Origin of the sequence: Corynebacterium halotolerans YIM 70093 = DSM 44683 (genome assembly GCF_000341345.1) — a bacterium.
GTDB classification, from domain to species: domain Bacteria; phylum Actinomycetota; class Actinomycetes; order Mycobacteriales; family Mycobacteriaceae; genus Corynebacterium; species Corynebacterium halotolerans.
On record NC_020302.1, the window covers coordinates 796,130 to 812,099 of the forward strand.

General features: G+C 67.6%; 17 protein-coding genes. 9 read left to right on the forward strand and 8 right to left on the reverse strand.

The genetic code is table 11. The features are described 5' to 3' along the window. Nucleotides 1-52: 52 nt before the first annotated feature. Both hpf and secA read left to right on the forward strand, forming a co-directional pair. Complete coding sequence (gene hpf / locus A605_RS03770; RefSeq protein WP_015400178.1) at nt 53-721, forward strand: ribosome hibernation-promoting factor, HPF/YfiA family; 669 nt, start codon at nt 53-55, stop codon at nt 719-721. Between the two features lie 151 nt (nt 722-872). Continuing rightward, entirely contained in the window at nt 873-3,476 is a 2,604-nt protein-coding gene (secA, locus tag A605_RS03775; RefSeq protein ID WP_015400179.1) for a preprotein translocase subunit SecA, read from the forward strand. Between the two features lie 303 nt (nt 3,477-3,779). Here secA and A605_RS03780 read toward each other — a convergent pair whose 3' ends face one another. Beyond that, the gene (locus A605_RS03780; RefSeq protein ID WP_015400180.1) at nt 3,780-4,163 is read right to left on the reverse strand and encodes an Rv3235 family protein; all 384 of its coding nucleotides are present in this window, start codon (nt 4,161-4,163) and stop codon (nt 3,780-3,782) included. A 150-nt stretch (nt 4,164-4,313) separates the two neighbouring features. On the opposite strand from A605_RS03780, the gene A605_RS03785 reads away from it, so the two are divergent. The 4 genes from A605_RS03785 (at nt 4,314) to A605_RS03800 (ending at nt 7,668) form a co-directional block, all read left to right on the forward strand. Next, on the forward strand, nt 4,314-4,721 hold the full coding sequence (locus A605_RS03785) for an HAD-IA family hydrolase (RefSeq protein WP_015400181.1): 408 nt from the start codon (nt 4,314-4,316) through the stop codon (nt 4,719-4,721). A 2-nt stretch (nt 4,722-4,723) separates the two neighbouring features. Beyond that, the gene (locus A605_RS03790; RefSeq protein WP_015400182.1) at nt 4,724-5,227 is read left to right on the forward strand and encodes a DUF6912 family protein; all 504 of its coding nucleotides are present in this window, start codon (nt 4,724-4,726) and stop codon (nt 5,225-5,227) included. Between the two features lie 85 nt (nt 5,228-5,312). Next, nucleotides 5,313-6,368, forward strand: a complete 1,056-nt coding sequence (locus A605_RS03795) for a ferredoxin reductase (protein WP_015400183.1) — start codon at nt 5,313-5,315, stop codon at nt 6,366-6,368. A gap of 13 nt (nt 6,369-6,381) precedes the next feature. Then, on the forward strand, nt 6,382-7,668 hold the full coding sequence (locus A605_RS03800; protein WP_015400184.1) for a fatty acid desaturase family protein: 1,287 nt from the start codon (nt 6,382-6,384) through the stop codon (nt 7,666-7,668). Here the strand turns inward: A605_RS03800 and A605_RS03805 are convergent. Genes A605_RS03805 through aroA form a run of 4 tightly spaced genes read right to left on the reverse strand, consistent with a single transcriptional unit; the run spans nt 7,665 to nt 12,771 of the window. Continuing rightward, a complete protein-coding gene (locus A605_RS03805) occupies nt 7,665-9,164 on the reverse strand; it encodes a lipase maturation factor family protein (protein ID WP_015400185.1) in 1,500 nt (499 codons plus the stop codon). The genes A605_RS03800 and A605_RS03805 overlap by 4 nt on opposite strands. A gap of 40 nt (nt 9,165-9,204) precedes the next feature. Then, nucleotides 9,205-10,497, reverse strand: a complete 1,293-nt coding sequence (locus tag A605_RS03810) for a chloride channel protein (RefSeq protein ID WP_034991152.1) — start codon at nt 10,495-10,497, stop codon at nt 9,205-9,207. Further along, entirely contained in the window at nt 10,494-11,492 is a 999-nt protein-coding gene (gene rsgA / locus A605_RS03815; RefSeq protein ID WP_015400187.1) for a ribosome small subunit-dependent GTPase A, read from the reverse strand. Before rsgA ends, A605_RS03810 begins: the two co-directional genes overlap by 4 nt. Continuing rightward, on the reverse strand, nt 11,485-12,771 hold the full coding sequence (gene aroA, locus A605_RS03820; RefSeq protein ID WP_034991154.1) for a 3-phosphoshikimate 1-carboxyvinyltransferase: 1,287 nt from the start codon (nt 12,769-12,771) through the stop codon (nt 11,485-11,487). The genes rsgA and aroA overlap by 8 nt, the downstream gene beginning before the upstream one ends. Before the next feature lie 10 nt (nt 12,772-12,781). Here aroA and A605_RS03825 point away from each other — a divergent pair, with 10 nt between their 5' ends. Further along, on the forward strand, nt 12,782-13,465 hold the full coding sequence (locus tag A605_RS03825; RefSeq protein WP_015400189.1) for an SOS response-associated peptidase: 684 nt from the start codon (nt 12,782-12,784) through the stop codon (nt 13,463-13,465). A 168-nt stretch (nt 13,466-13,633) separates the two neighbouring features. On the opposite strand, the gene A605_RS03830 is transcribed toward A605_RS03825, so the two are convergent. Continuing rightward, the gene (locus tag A605_RS03830) at nt 13,634-14,119 is read right to left on the reverse strand and encodes an aminoacyl-tRNA deacylase (protein ID WP_034991167.1); all 486 of its coding nucleotides are present in this window, start codon (nt 14,117-14,119) and stop codon (nt 13,634-13,636) included. 74 nt (nt 14,120-14,193) lie between these two features. Between A605_RS03830 and A605_RS03835 the strand changes: the two genes are divergently transcribed. Both A605_RS03835 and rsrA read left to right on the forward strand, forming a co-directional pair. Continuing rightward, nucleotides 14,194-14,808, forward strand: a complete 615-nt coding sequence (locus A605_RS03835; RefSeq protein ID WP_015400191.1) for a sigma-70 family RNA polymerase sigma factor — start codon at nt 14,194-14,196, stop codon at nt 14,806-14,808. After that, nucleotides 14,805-15,074 (forward strand): mycothiol system anti-sigma-R factor, encoded by a 270-nt coding sequence (rsrA, locus tag A605_RS03840; protein ID WP_015400192.1) that lies wholly within the window; start codon nt 14,805-14,807, stop codon nt 15,072-15,074. The genes A605_RS03835 and rsrA overlap by 4 nt, the downstream gene beginning before the upstream one ends. A gap of 160 nt (nt 15,075-15,234) precedes the next feature. Here the strand turns inward: rsrA and A605_RS16025 are convergent, their stop codons facing one another. Both A605_RS16025 and A605_RS03845 read right to left on the reverse strand, forming a co-directional pair. Further along, nucleotides 15,235-15,309: a 50S ribosomal protein bL37 gene (locus A605_RS16025; protein ID WP_096877815.1), complete on the reverse strand. Its 75-nt coding sequence runs from the start codon at nt 15,307-15,309 to the stop codon at nt 15,235-15,237. Between the two features lie 106 nt (nt 15,310-15,415). Continuing rightward, nucleotides 15,416-15,676 carry a WhiB family transcriptional regulator gene (locus A605_RS03845; protein ID WP_015400193.1) on the reverse strand — a complete coding sequence of 87 codons (261 nt, stop codon included), beginning with the start codon at nt 15,674-15,676 and terminating at the stop codon, nt 15,416-15,418. Nucleotides 15,677-15,970: the final 294 nt, after the last annotated feature.

Consider the following 15,970-nt stretch of genomic DNA (forward strand, 5'->3'; position numbering starts at 1 on the left):
CCAGAGGTAGGATGAAGGCACACACTGTCCCACCACTTCAGGGAGGAAGCAGATGACCACACCTGCTCAGAACACCGATGTCCTGCGCCCCGAGACCCAGGTGTCCATCACCGGCCGAAACGTCGAGGTCCCCGATCACTTCGCGGACCGCGTGAACACCAAGCTCGCCAAGATCGAGCGTCTGGACCCGACCCTGACCTTCTTCCACGTGGAGCTCCAGCACGAGCCCAACCCCCGCCGGGACTCCCAGTCGGACCGTATCCAGATCACCGCCACCGGCAAGGGCCACATCGCCCGCGCCGAGGCCAAGGAGGACAGCTTCTACGCGGCACTCGAGACCGCGCTGGCCAAGATGGAGCGTTCGCTGCGCAAGGTCAAGGCCCGTCGTTCCATCTCCCGCTCCGGCCACCGCGCCCCGCAGGGCACCGGTGAGGTCGCCGCCGAACTCGCCGCCGAGGCCCGCCGGGCCGCGGACGAGACCGGCCGGGACCGGGACGCCGACCCGTACGCCGACACCGTCGAGGACGTCGTCCCCGGCAGGATCGTCCGCACCAAGGAACACCCCGCCAACCCGATGAGCGTCGACGACGCGCTGAGCGAGATGGAGCTGGTCGGCCACGACTTCTATCTCTTCATCAACGAGGAGAACGGCCGCCCGTCCGTGGTGTACCGCCGCCACGCCTTCGACTACGGCCTGATCTCGCTGACAGAGGAGGAGTAGCCGGACTGACAGTCCGGCCGCCGGGGCGGGGGCGGGAGACGCCCGCCTGATCACCCCTGGACCGTCGCCCGTAACGGGTGGCGGTCCAGTTGTGTGCGTACAATATGCGGGAAGATCCCTGTTTTCGTATCAGATTGAAGGACGACTGCACGTGTTTGGACTGTCCAAGCTGCTCCGGGCCGGTGAAGGGCGCACCGTCAAGCGACTGAAGAAGATCGCCGAGGACGTCCTCGCCCTCGAAGACGACTTCTCCGCCCTGTCCGATGACGAGCTCAAGGCCAAGACCGACGAGTTCCGGCAGCGGTTGTCGAACGGGGAGGAACTCAACGACATCCTGCTCGAGGCCTTCGCCACCGGCCGCGAGGCCGCCTGGCGCGTCCTCGGCCAGAAGCACTACCTGGTGCAGGTGATGGGCGGTGCCGCGCTGCACTTCGGCAACGTCGCCGAGATGCGCACCGGTGAGGGCAAGACCCTGACCTCGGTGCTGCCGGCCTACCTCAACGCCCTTGAGGGCAAGGGTGTCCACATCGTCACCGTCAATGACTACCTGGCCAAGCGCGACGCCGAGATGATGGGCCGTGTGCACCGCTTCCTCGGCCTCGAGGTCGGCGTCATCCTCTCCGAGCTGCGCCCCGCGGACCGCAAGAAGGCCTACGCCGCCGACATCACCTACGGCACGAACAACGAACTGGGCTTCGACTACCTGCGCGACAACATGGCCCGTTCCCTGAACGACCTCGTCCAGCGCGGCCACAACTTCTGCATCGTCGACGAGGTCGACTCCATCCTCATCGACGAGGCCCGCACCCCGCTGATCATCTCCGGTCCCGTGGACGGTTCCTCGCAGTTCTACAACGTCTTCGCGCAGCTGGCCCCCCGCATGAAGGAGGGCATCCACTACGAGGTCGACCACCGCAAGCGCACCGTCGGCGTCCTCGAGGAGGGCGTCGAGTACGTCGAGGACCAGCTCGGCATCGACAACCTCTACGCCCCCGAGCACTCCCAGCTGGTGTCCTACCTGAACAACGCCATCAAGGCGCAGGAGCTGTTCACCCGCGACAAGGACTACATCGTCCGCAACGGCGAGGTCATGATCGTCGACGGCTTCACCGGCCGCGTGCTCGCCGGCCGCCGCTACAACGAGGGCATGCACCAGGCGATCGAGGCCAAGGAGGGGGTGGAGATCAAGAACGAGAACCAGACCCTGGCCACGATCACCCTGCAGAACTACTTCCGCCTCTACGAGAAGATCTCCGGCATGACCGGTACCGCCGAGACGGAGGCCGCCGAGCTGCACCAGATCTACAAGCTCGACGTCGTCCAGATCCCCACCAACAAGCCGAACCAGCGTGAGGACCACGCCGACCGCGTGTACAAGACGCAGGAGGCCAAGTTCGCGGCCGTCGTCGAGGACATCGTCGAGCACGTCGAGGCCGGGCGCCCGGTGCTCGTGGGCACCACCTCCGTCGAGCGCTCGGAGTACCTGTCCCAGCTGCTGCAGAAGCGCGGCGTCAAGCACAACGTGCTCAACGCCAAGTACCACGACAAGGAGGCCGAGATCATCGCCCAGGCCGGTCTGCCCGGCAACGTGACGGTCTCGACCAACATGGCCGGCCGCGGCACCGACATCGTGCTCGGCGGCAACCCCGACATCCTCCTCGACATCAAGCTGCGCGAGCGCGGTCTCGACCCCTTCGAGGACGAGGAGGCCTACCAGGCCGCCTGGGACGAGGAGCTGCCGAGGGTCAAGGAGAAGGCCAAGAAGCTGGGCGAGCAGGTCGTCGAGGCCGGCGGACTCTACGTTCTCGGCACCGAGCGGCACGAGTCCCGCCGCATCGACAACCAGCTGCGCGGCCGTTCGGGGCGTCAGGGCGATCCGGGTTCCACCCGCTTCTACCTGTCCATGCGCGATGAGCTCATGGTCCGGTTCGTCGGCCAGTCCATGGAGAACATGATGAACCGCCTCAACGTCCCGGACGACGTGCCGATCGAGGCGAAGATGGTCACCAACTCCATCAAGGGCGCCCAGGCGCAGGTGGAGAACCAGAACTTCGAGATGCGCAAGAACGTCCTGAAGTACGACGAGGTCCTCAACGAGCAGCGCAAGGTCATCTACGCCGAGCGCCGCGAGATCCTCGAGGCCAAGGACATCGCCGAGTACATCCGCAACATGATCGACGAGACGATCGGCGCCTACGTCGACGGCGCCACCGCCACCGGTTACGTGGAGGACTGGGACCTCGATGAGCTGTGGAACGCCCTCGAGGCGCTCTACGGCCCGACGTTCACCTGGCAGGAACTGCTCGACGGTTCCGAGTACGGCGCCCCGGGCGAGCTCTCCGCCGCCGATCTGCGTGCGGCCCTGATCAAGGACGCCCAGGATCAGTACGACGAGCTGGAGCGCAACGTCTCCGCCGTCGGCGGTGAGAAGCAGATGCGCAACATCGAGCGCATGATCATCCTCCCGGTCATCGACACCAAGTGGCGCGAGCACCTCTACGAGATGGACTACCTCAAGGAGGGCATCGGTCTGCGTGCCATGGCGCAGCGCGACCCGCTGGTCGAGTACCAGAAGGAGGGCGGCGACATGTTCAACGGCATGAAGGACGGCGTCAAGGAGGAGACTGTCCGCCAGCTGTTCATGCTGCGCAAGCAGTTCGCCCCGAAGGAGGAAGGCGCCGACGGGGAGGCCGCGAAGGCGAACGCCGCTGCCACTTCCGCTCCTCAGGAGAACAAGGACCAGACCAAGGCCTGATTTTCCGGTCTGGTCGCGACCCCGGCGATGAACCCTCCGTGGTTCCCGCCGGGGTTCTGGTTTTCAGGGGCTTGAAATGTGTTGAGGGCCGGGGCGCCGGCCTCTCCGACTGGGGCTGGTGGTGCGCGCGTCAGGCTGGTGGGTATGCGTGTGCCGGAATGGGGCGGTGCGGGGTCGTGCCTCGGATATGGCGCCCTCGTGCCATAACCGGCGGGGATTGCCGGCCAGCTACCGCATCTCCCCATTTCACCGGCACTGGGAGCCGTGGCCCTGCCCAACTGACCCGCCCCAATCGCCCTGTTCTCACAGCACCCGGAAACTGCGCATCCGGGTGTCGTCGATCCGGGCGGTGAAGGCGTGGGTCCGGGTGCCGGTGACGGCGGTGCCGAACACTTCGCCGTCGGGACGCGTGTGCAGTGAGTCCAGGCGCACCGGGCCACGGATCTCCTGCGCGCCCCGGGTCGCCCGGAGCCGGGCGGTGACGTGGATGCGCACCGCGGCGTCGAAACGCCTGGGCGTCAGCTGGTGTGCCGGCCGCAGGCCGAAGGTCACTTCCAGGGCGATGAGAACCAGGTGGGCGGCGGTGCGCCGGGTGTCACGGGTCGGTTGCGGGGACGGCGTCGACGCGGGCGAGGGATCGGGGACGAGCACCTTCAGGTGCGTGCATCCGGGGACGGGTGTCAACATGGCTGCTCCCAGGTGATGGCGCACGGGGCAGACGCGAGGTGGGCTGGGTATCATTGTGACACGTTATGGCCCGGCGTGGGATGGTGGAGATCCACCATGACCACTCACGACCACCGTGCCTGAGAGCGAAGAAACCATGAGGAGCAGCGAGTGCGAGGACTGATCGTCGACTACCTGGGAGTACTGGACGCGAATGAGGAGGACACGCGCCGCTGGCGCAGCCTCTTCGCGGCGGCCAAGGCCAATGGCGTGGCCACCGCCATCCTGTCCAATGACGCGGGCGCCGAGGCCGAGAAGATCCGGGAGTGGGAGTACCGCGGCATTGTCGACGCCGTCGTGCTCTCCGGGGAGATCGGCGTCGAGAAGCCGGACGTGCAGGCCTTCGCCGCGGCGGCCCAGGCCATCGACCTGCCGATGAGTGACTGCGTCCTGGTGGATGATTCCATCCTCAACGTGCGCGCCGCCGTGGAGGCCGGGCTCGTGGGTGTGCTGTACCAGGTCTTCGACCGCGCGGTCGTCGAAATCTGCTCCATCTTCGACATCGAGGGCGAGTTCTAGCGGTGCGTGTCTATCTTCCCGCGACCTTCGAGATGCTCGTCGGCCTCAATGAGACGGGTGCCTTCTCCGCCCGCTCGGGTTGGGGCTTCGCCGTCACCCCGGCGTTGACGGAGTTCTACACCGCCGGCGACGAGGAGGAGATCGCCTACGCCGCCTTCCAGGATGCGGCGGAGGCCTCGCTGCGGCTGCTGGCCATCGGCGACGAGACCTTCCCGTACCGGCGTGTGGTCGTCTCCGTGGACGTGCCCGACGAGACCGTCACCCTGCAGCCGGAGATGGGGGAGAGCGTGGTCAAACTGGAACCGGCGCAGGTCGCGGTCGACGACGTCGCCGCCATCCACGTCGACATCGAGGAATCGGAGGCCGCCACCAGGGCCGCCATTGAGGCCGTCGACGCCTCCGACCTGGGGGATGAGGACGCCGAGCTGATCGTGGGGGACGCCCTCGACAACTTCATGGCCTTCTACGATCCGAGCGAACTTCCCTTCCTCGTCGAGCTTCTCTGACACGCCGGGGAGGCGGGTGGACATCCAACTTACGGGGGCGTAAGCTACGTCCTCGTAAGCTTTTCCGTCCGATAAGGAGGGGACGATGTCCGCATCCCCCACGTCCGAGTCCCCGGACGCGCTATCGCGGGTCCGGGGCGTCCTGCGACGCTTCACGACCCCGTTGCTGCCCGACGACTACACGATGCTGGTCAATCCGCTGTGGTCCCGCCGTGAGCTGCGCGGCAAGATCGAGTCCGTCGAGCGCTACCCGGACGACACCCTCCACCTGGTCATCCGGCCCGGTTGGGGTGTGCCCGTCGAGTTCCAGGCCGGCCAGTACATCGGTATCGGTGTCCAGATCGGCGGCCGCTACACCTGGCGCAGCTACTCGCTGACCAACACGCCCGACACCCGCGAGGGCCTGTTCGCCATCACCATCCGCGCCGTCGAGCGCGGCAGGCTGTCCAACCACCTGATCGGCACCGCCGAGCCCGGCATGACCGTGCGCCTGGCCGCCCCGGCCGGGGACTTCCACCTGACCGATCCGGTCCCGGAGAAGCTGCTGTTCGTCACCGCGGGTTCGGGCATCACCCCGGTGGTGTCCATGCTGCGCACACTGGTCGACCGCCGCCAGGAGAGCGACATCGAGGTCGTGCACTCCATCCGCCACCGCGAGGACCTGATCTTCGGCGACGTCCTCGAGGACTACGACGCCACCGTGCGGGTGACCTCCGAGGACGGCCGGGTCACCCCGGCCGTCCTCGAGGAGCTCGTCCCCGACTTCGCCGAGCGCGTGGTCTACGCCTGTGGCCCGGCCACCATGCTCGACGAGCTGGAGACCTGGGCGGAGGGCCACGGTATGGAGATCCGCACCGAGCGCTTCACCCTTGACCGGGCCTCCGACGCCAAGGGTGGCACCATCACCTTCGGCACCCGGGGCCAGACCGAGGCCGACGGCGCGACCACCATCCTCGAGGCCGGTGAGAACATCGGCGTCCAGATGCCCTTCGGCTGCCGCATGGGCATCTGCCAGACCTGTGTGCGCCAGCTGACCGACGGCCACGTGCACGATCTGCGCAGCGGCGAAACCCACGAGCCCGGCACCCGCATCCGCACCTGCGTCTGTGTTGCCGCAGGCGACATCTCCATCGACGTTTAAGGAGCGACCACATATGGCAATCGACAACATCAAGGCCTACTCCCATCTCACCGACGAGGACATCCGCGAGATCGGGCGCCGCCTCGACGCCATCAAGGAGGAGTTCGAGGCCGACCTCGGCGATCGCGACGTCCGCTACATCAAGGGACTCATCCGCACCCAGCGTTACATGGAGGTCGCCGGGCGCCTTGCCCTGATGTTCTCCAGCAGGAAGCCGTTCTGGCTCGCCGGCGTCGGCCTGCTGTCGCTGTCCAAGATCCTCGAGAACCTCGAGATCGGCCACAACGTCATGCACGGCCAGTGGGACTGGATGAACGACCCGGAGATCCACTCCACCACCTGGGAGTGGGACAACGTGTGCCCCAGCTCCCAGTGGATGCACACCCACAACTTCACCCACCACAAGTACACCAACATCCTGGGCATGGACGACGACGTGGGATACGGCATCCTGCGCGTGACCCGCGACCGCAAGTGGAAGACGATGCACGCCTTCCAGCCGGTCGTCAACGTCACCCTGGCCTCGCTGTTCGAGTGGGCGGTGGGCTTCTACGACGTGGAGCTGGGCAAGCTCGCGGCCGGGCGCACCACCTGGAAGGACACGGCCCCGAAGTTCTGGGAGACCGTGCGCAAGGCCGGCACCCAGGGCCTGCGCGACTACGTGCTCTTCCCGGCGCTGTCGGGCAGGAACTTCCGCCACACCCTCACCGCGAACGCCACCGCCAACGTGATCCGCTCCGTGTGGGCCTACGCGGTCATCTTCTGCGGGCACTTCCCGGATGAGGCGGAGACCTTCACCAAGGAGCAGTACAAGAACGAGACCCACGACGAGTGGTACCTGCGGCAGATGCTCGGCTCCGCGAACTTCCGCGGCGGCAAGCTCCTGACCATCCTCTCGGGCAACCTGAACTACCAGATCGAGCACCACATCTTCCCGGACATGCCGTCCAACCGGCTGGCGGAGATCGGCAGGCACGTCGAGCAGCTGTGCCGGGAGTACGACCTGCCCTACAACACCGACTCCTTCCCGGCCCAGCTGGTGAAGGTGCAGAAGACGCTGCTCAAGCTGACCCTGCCGAACAAGTACCTGGCCGCCGATCCGGACAACGCCCCCGAGGTGCGCTCCAACGCCGCGTTCACCGAGAACCCCGGCGTCGAGGAGAAGCTGTGGGTGGGCGAGCGGGACGGCAAGCGCGCCGGACTGCGCACCGGTCTGAAGATGCTGAAGAAGCTGCGCCCGGGCGTGCGCGAGGTCGCGCTCAACTTCTCCGGCCGCACCCCGCAGCGTCGCCTGGGCTAGGCGGTGAGCTCCCGGCGGCTCAGCGGCCCGATGAGGACGTAGCGCCGGTCGCGGACCCAGACCGCACCGTCGGCCCGGTGCTGCTCGCGGGTGGCGAAGCGGTACCGGTAGGACACGACCCGGACCCACTTCGGCCGTTGCCCCGCGAACGGGTCGTGCCGCAGGAGGCGCAGGGTCGGCTCGTCGGCGTCGAGCAGTCGTGCCAGGAACGCCGTGAACCACCCCTCGAGCGGCTGGCCGAGGGGAAGGAACCACATGCACCAGTCGAGCCGCAGGTGGTAGGGCGCGAACTGCCGTGGAACGCGGTGCACGTCGCCGGGTTTGCCCTTGAACCCGTACTCGCGCCAGTCATCTGTCGCAGGGTCCTCGTCGAGCGTGCCCTCGATGACGTATTCGGTGCGCACCTTGGTCACGCTGCCGAACGCGCCGTAGGCGTTCGCGAGCTGCAGGCGGTTGAACGCACCGTTCATCACCTGCCGCTTCGCGAAGAACAGATTGTGCAGCGCCGGCCAACTGAGCCACACATACGCGAGCGCCACGGCGCAGGTGATGACGAACCAGTAGACCGGCAGCCCGTCCACTGCCGGACCGCCGACGCTGTCGGTCCCCGCCGCCGCGCTGCCGGTCACCGAGACCGCGGAGAAGGCGAGCACGATGGTGGCCCAGTTCAGCCACGCGAAGTTGCCGGTGATCACGAGCCAGAGCTGGGTCACGATCACGACCGCCGCGGCGACCGTGCCGATCAGCCCCGGAACCGGCCCAGGCACCCAGAGCCCGAGGATCGGCACGAAGAGGAACCAGGGCACGACGAGCTGCGCGAAGTGGTTGCCGAGCACCTCGCCCTTGTGGAACCAGCGCGGCAGGAGGTGTGCCCGGCGGCTGAACGGCCCGGGCATCGGCTGAGTCTCGTGGTGGTACATGAGGGCGGTGAGATCACGCCACTCGCGGCCGCCCCGGAGCTTGATCATGCCGGCGCCGAATTCGAGGCGGAACAGCAGCCACCAGAACAGCACGATCACCACGGTGGGTGGCGGCTGCGATCCGGAGCCGAGAAACGCCGCGAGAAAACCGAGCTCGAGCAACAGCATTTCCCAGCCGAAGCCGTAGAACACCTGCCCGAGGCTCGTGATCGACATGTAGCCGAACCACAGTACGAGGAAGCACACCATCGGCACCCAGGGCGGCCCGAGCTGTGGAACCCCCACGACAAGCAGCGTTGACACGAGGATCCCGCCCCAACACAGCGCCGCGAGACGGCCATCGGTGTATCTGACCCGGCGGAACAGCGTCGGTCTGAGCAGCCGCCGTCCCTGCGTGCCGCGTTCCGCACGTTCCGCCCGGGCCAGGAGTCCGGGCGCGGGCGAGAGACCGTGCTCGCCGAGGAGAGGGCGGAACTGATTCAGAGTGGAGATGAACGCCACGAGGTAGAGCACCGCGATGCCCCGCTGAAGCACTTCGCGCGCGAAACCGAAGTCGACCGCTGCGAAACCGTCCATGTGCGTCATGCTACGCCCCCGCAGGCGGTCCCGGGGAGGCTTACTTCAGCTCCCCGGTCCAGCTGGCGTAGGTGACGGGGAAGGTGCGCTGTTCGCGGTTGCTGAGCACGGACCACGCCCGGACCGTGAGCACCGCGGAGGCCACCGCGAGGAAAGCCGGCAGGTAACCCTGCGGTTCCATGTCGGTGAACTCGACTGCGGCGATGAGCCCGAACAGGGGAGCGGCCATCGTGGTGGACAGGAAGGCGGCGGCCCCCAGGAGGGCGCAGGCCGCCACCGGCACCCCGATCACGGGCTCCAGCAGGTGACCGGCCACCCCGCCGACCATTGACCCGAGTGCGAAGGCCGGGATCAGTGTGCCGCCGACGGTGCCCACCCGGAAGGCGATGAGAAAGACCACCAGGCGGAGGAAACCGACCAGCAGGAGTGTCTTCAGTGCCATGCCCTCATCGAGCAGAGTGGCGGAGGTCCAGCGGGCGTTGGCCACGGCGTCCGGCACCAGGTAGGCGATCAGGGCGATCACGCCGAAACCCACGGGCATCTGCCAGAGGAGCGCCCGACCGGTCGGGGATGCGCCGGCGGCGCGATTGGCCCATTGGCTGAACCAGTGACCGGCCAGCCCCGCCACGACGCCGACCACCACCGCGGCAACCAGCATCACCGGGCTCTCGGTCAACGGCACTGTGGCGAAGACCGCGGGCACCTCGACGAAAAGACCGGTGGTGGCGACCGCGGCCACGGTGGTGACCATGGTTATCACCACATTGCGGGGGGACATTCTGACCAGGAGGATCTCCAGGGCGAATAACGCGCCGGCCAGGGGAAGATGGAAGCTCGCGCCCAGCGCCCCACCCGCAGCGGCAGCGATCAGCACCTGTTTGGCGTCCTGATCCAGGTCCAACCAGCGGCAGAAGCGTTCGGCCACCAGGCCGCCGGCGATGCGCGGGGCGTTCTCCTGGCCTACCGGAGCGCCGGCCGCGACCGTTGTCACCTGCAGAAAAGATGAAGCGATGGTCTCGGCGACGGGCATCTTCTCGCCGCGCATAGCGCCGACCACGGACACTTCACGCCGTCCCAGACGGTGGACCAGGTACCACGCCCAGGAGGTGAACACACCGAGCACCAGCAGGGTCACCGCCAGGCGGATGGGGCTGACATGGGAGGTGGGATCATGGTTGTCCAGGTGATCCATGCCGTAGATCAGGCGTTCAACGCCGATCACGGTCCAGTTCAGCGCGGCGACGAACAGGCCGGTCAGCACCCCGATGATGGTGGCGAGGACGGCGAGCCGGTTCAACGGGATCCGGGTGACCGGTGGGCGACGGTCAGTCACTGCTCCCAGTCCACGTTCGTGCGCAGCGCCTCGAGCAGTTTGCGCACCGCCGCCACCCGCCGTCCGCTGGCGCCGGTGAGTTCATCGAGGGCGCACTCGGGGTCGGCGGGTGGGCCCATGTGAGTGCAGCCGCGCGGGCAGTCCTCGGCCGCCTGGGCCAGGTCCTCGAAGACGCCGACGACCGTGTCGGCGTCGACGTGGGCCAGGCCGAAGGAGCGGATGCCCGGAGTGTCGACGATCCACCCGTCCCGCTCGCCGGGCAGGCGCAGGGCGACCGACTGGGTGGAGGTGTGTCGGCCCTTGCCCACGCCGGAGACCTCGCCGGTCTCGCGCTCGGCGTCGGGGACCAGCCGGTTGACCAGAGTGGACTTGCCCACCCCGGAATGGCCGATCAGGGCGGTGATGTGCCCGTCGATCAGCTCGCGGACCTGGTCGAGCTCGTCGTCGACGCCGGCGGTGACCACCGTGACGTCGAGATCCGCGAATTCGGCGGCGAACGGGGCCGGGTCGGTCAGATCCGTCTTGGTCAGGCAGAGGATGGGGTGGATGTCGCCGACGAACGCGGCGATGAGCGCGCGCTCGACGAAGCCGGAGCGCGGCGGGGGATCGGCGACGGCGGTGACGATCAGCAGCTGGTCGGCGTTGGCGACGACGATGCGCTCATAGGAATCGGTGTCGTCGGCCGTGCGCCGCAGCACGGAGGTGCGCTCCTCGAGCTTCACGATGCGCGCCAGCGTGCCCTCGTTGCCCGAGGTGTCGCCGACCACGCCCACCCGGTCACCGACCTCGATGGCGGTACGCCCGAGCTCCCGGGCGCGCATGGTCACGATCGGGTCCTCGCGGCCGTCGAGCACCACGCCCCAGCGGCCGCGGTCCTTCGTGACCACCATCCCGAACTCGGCGTTCTCATGGCGCGGACGGTCCTTCGTCCGGGGTCGTGAGCCCTTGCCCGGGCGGACGCGGACATCCGATTCGTCCCAGTTGCGTCTAGCCATGGACCATGTCCGTCCACATGTGCTCGAAGCCGGGCAGGGTCTTCGAGGTCGTCTGGATGTTCTCCACCTCCACGCCGGGGACCACCAGGCCGATGATCGCGCCGGCGGTCGCCATGCGGTGGTCGGCGTAGGAGTGCCAGACCCCGCCGTGCAGCTCGGCCGGGGTGATGCGCAGGCCGTCGTCCAGCTCGGTGCAGTGACCTCCCAGCCGGTTGATCTCGGCGCACAGGGCCGCCAGCCGGTCGGTCTCGTGGCCGCGCAGGTGCGCGATGCCCAGCAGCTCCGACCCGGTGGTCGCGACGGCGGCCAGCGCTGCGACTGTCGGCGCGAGCTCGCCGATGTCGGACATGTCCAGGCGCAGGCCCTGCAGCAGCCCGCCCTCGGGGCCGGTGACCGCCAGGTCGTGGCCGGGGCCGGACTCCGCGGCGATCAGCTCGATCGAGCAGCCCATCCGCTCGAGGATGTCGCGGATCGCGTCGCCGGGCTGGGTGGTGTCGACCGGCCAGTGGGGCACCCGCACCGTGCCGCCGGTGACGGCCGCCGCCGCGAGGAAGGGCGTGGCGTTCGACAGGTCCGGCTCCACCCGCCAGGTGCGGCCCTGGATGGGGCCGGGGTGGACCTGCCACTCGTTCTCGGATTCCTCGACGGTGATGCCGGCGTGGCGCAGCATGGCCACGGTCATCTCGATGTGCGGCATGCTCGGCAGTTTGCCGCCGGTGTGGCGCACCGTCACCCCCTTGCGGAAGCGCGGGGCCGCGAGCAGCAGGCCGGAGACGAACTGGGAGGAACCGGAGGCGTCGATCTCCACGACCCCACCCTCCGGCACGGACTCCCCGTGGACGGTGAACGGCAGGGTGTCGCCCTCGACCGCCACCCCCAGGGCGCGCAGGGCGTCGAGAATCGTGGACATGGGGCGTTTACGTGCCTGCGGGTCACCGTCGAAGACGACGGTGCCCTTCGCCAGGGCAGCCACCGGCGGGACGAAACGCATGATCGTGCCGGCCAGGCCGCACTCGACCTCGCCACCGTGCAGCTGGCCGGGCTCGACGTGGATGGTCCCGTCGGTGTCGTGGATGCTCACCCCGATGCCGCGCAGGGCCTGCGCCATCAGATCGGTGTCACGTGAGTGCAGGGCACCCTCGATGACGGAGGGGTAGTCGGCGAGCGCGGCCAGGATGTAGGCGCGGTTCGTGATCGACTTGGAGCCGGGGACGTGCTGCGTCCAGTTGATGGGGCCGGATGCGGCCGGCGCGGGCCAGGAGACGGTCATGGGGTCCATAATAGAGACTATGTGCGGACGCTTCGTTCTCTTCACCACCGGCGAGACCCTGCTTGAGGCTGTGGGCGGGCTGCCCGGCGTCACTGAGGTGCACGCCCCGCTGGGTACACCCGCGCCCCGATACAACCTCGCGCCCACCCAGATCGTGCCGGCCGTGCGTTACGACGGCGCGGTGGCCTCCGTGGATCCCGCCCGCTGGGGGCTGCTCCCGCACTGGAAGAAGGACGAGTCCGGCCCACCCCTGTTCAACGCCCGCGCCGAGACCGTGGCCACCAAGCCGAGCTTCCGCGACGCCTTCAAACGCCGGCGCTGCGTGGTGCCCATGGACGGCTACTACGAGTGGCAGGACACCGGAAAGGGGAGGGTGCCGCACTTCGTGGCCCTGGGGGAGGGGAGGATGCTGTGGGCCGCCGGGCTGTGGGCCACCGGCCTGGACAGGCTGTCGGCGACCATCGTGACCACCGACTCGCTGGCGCCGATGGAGTGGCTGCACGACCGCCTGCCGCGCCTGCTCGCCGAGGACGAGATCGAACAGTGGCTCACGGGCACCCCCGAGGACGCCACCGAACTGCTGCACCCGACCCCAGTCGAGCTGCTCGATCAGCTGACCGTGCGCCCAGTGGCCAAGGAGGTGGGCAATGTCCGCAATGACTATCCGGAGTTGCTCGACGCGGGTGCCGGGGGACTGTTCTGAGGGGACTGCTTTTCCGGGAGGTGTATTTTCCGAGAACGGCGGGTGCATAATGCCTGTTCAGAAAAATGTGATGCATCAACTTGTGTAGAAAAATGCACTTCCGTCCAGAATGCCCTGAGGCAGCCCGGAAAAGCGCCGTTCGCGCCGCCGGAGCCGCGCCCCGCCCACCTATCCCGCCAGCTCCACGAACCTGCCCCGCGTCACCGCCGCCAGGTCGTCCGCGGAGAGTTCGATCTCCAGCCCCCGGCGTCCTCCCGAGACGTACACGACCGGAGCCCCGGCCATGGAGGAATCGATGAGTGTGGGCAGCAGGCTGCGCTGGCCGACGGGGGAGATGCCACCGGTGACATAGCCGGTGGCGCGTTCGGCGTCCCGGGGATCGGCCATCACCGCCTTGCGCACGCCGAAGCCGGCCGCGGCCTTCTTCAGCGACAGGCGCCCGGTCACCGGCACGCAGCATACCGCCGGCCCGGAGGGCAGCTGCACCACCAGGGTCTTGAGCAGCAGCGCCGGGTCCACGTCCAATACCATGGCGGCGTGTTCGCCGAAGTTGCCGTCCCCGGCCTCGAAGCGGCGCAGGCGGTGGGCCACGGCGGCATCGATGAGCGTCTGCACGGCGGCGGTCGGGGCGGTGGTGCGCTTCTTCTTTCGCATGTCGGACATTGTCCCTGCCTGCTCTACAATGGATCGGACTGCACCCCGTCCCCTGGAGCACAGAAAGGTCCCGGATGCCGGACAGCGAGCTCGAGACACGCTTCGAGAATGAGGCCCTGCCCCTGCTCGACCAGCTCTATGGCGGTGCTCTGCGCATGACCCGCAACCCGGCCGACGCGGAGGACCTGGTCCAGGAGACCTACATGAAGGCGTACTCCGCCTTCGGCTCGTTCAGGCCGGGCACCAACCTCAAGGCGTGGCTCTACCGGATCATGACGAACACCTACATCAACACCTACCGGAAGAAGCAGCGGCAACCCACGCAGACCTCCGCCGAGGACGTGACCGACCACCAGCTGTACACGACCAGCTCGCACGATTCGACGGGCCTGCAGTCGGCCGAGGTGGAGGCGCTCAAGCGCCTGCCGGACCGGCAGATCGCGGACGCGATGAACCAGCTCAGCGAGGACTACCGCATGGTCGTCTACTACGCCGATGTCGAGGGGCTGGCCTACAAGGAGATCGCCGAGATCATGGGCACCCCGCTGGGCACGGTGATGAGTCGGCTGCACCGTGGAAGAAAACAACTGCGCGGGCTGTTGAAGGAAGTGGCACATGCGCAGGGCATCGGCCTCGACCACCCTGACATGCAGGACCACGACGAGCAATCGAAGGTGAGGAAATCATGAGCATGGATGACCAGGCGAAGGAACCGTGCGGCGGTAGCTGCGAGGAAATCCAGGCGTACCTGTGTGCCCTGCTCGACGACGACGTCACCCCTGACCGGGCCGAGGAGCTGCTGAAGCGCATCGCCGCGTGCCCGCAGTGCTACGGGCGTCTCCAGTCGGAGCAGGAGATCCGGGCGCTGGTCAGGAAGTGCTGCACCTCCCGCCCCGCGCCGGTGACCCTGCGCGAGCGCATCACCATGCAGCTGCGCGTCATCCGGACCAACTGAGCCTATCCGCACCTGAACCGCCCGCGGGGGATTCTTCCCCGACGGGCGGTTTTGCCTGTCGACGCCGCGACGTGCCCGGCACCCCACGTCACCAGTGGTGGAAAAACGACGAACCGCCCTCGGAGTGTTCTCCGGGGGCGGTTCGTCGTCGGGTGTTGGTTTAGCTGTTCGGACGCTTGCCGTGGTTGGCGCCCTTCTTGCGGCGATCCTTACGCTTACGACCACGCTTGCTCATGTGATTCTCCTTGCTGGTGGGGGTTTCTGCTGCCCATCAACTGTAGCGGGAAGGTGCGGCGGTACAGAAATCTGCCGCTTCGCGCAGAGGGCGTGCTCAGGGACGGTTAGGCGGTGACGCGGGCGCGGCCGCGGCCGCGGTTCTTGCGGCGCTTGAGGGCGCGGCGCTCGTCCTCGCTCATACCGCCCCACACGCCGGCGTCCTGGCCGGTCTCAAGGGCCCACTTCAGGCACATGGAGGTGACCGGGCAGCGGTTGCAGACCAGCTTGGCCTTGGCGATCTGGGTCAGGGCGGGGCCGGAGTTACCGACCGGGAAGAACAGCTCGGGGTCCTCGTCGCGGCAGATTGCTTCGTGGCGCCAATCCATGGTGATATCTCCTTTACGGTGGTTAAGTAACGTCGTCGAACGAAAAAGTGCACGCAAAATACAGCCACAGATAGAAGCGGCTGGGGCAAAAATTCTGGTGCTGTCACGGGGTCGGGCTCCCTCACCGCGGTTCACGTGACGTTAACTCTGTGGTGTGTCAGAGTTTTGGTCCGGTTAATCAACCGGTCGTTTTTGCTACCCGAGAATAATGACACGTGAATGCGAAGTTCGCTAGGGGTAAACTGCCAATAGTGGTAAAGATCACGTGAAAATAAGGGGGCGGCTCGCGGGGGG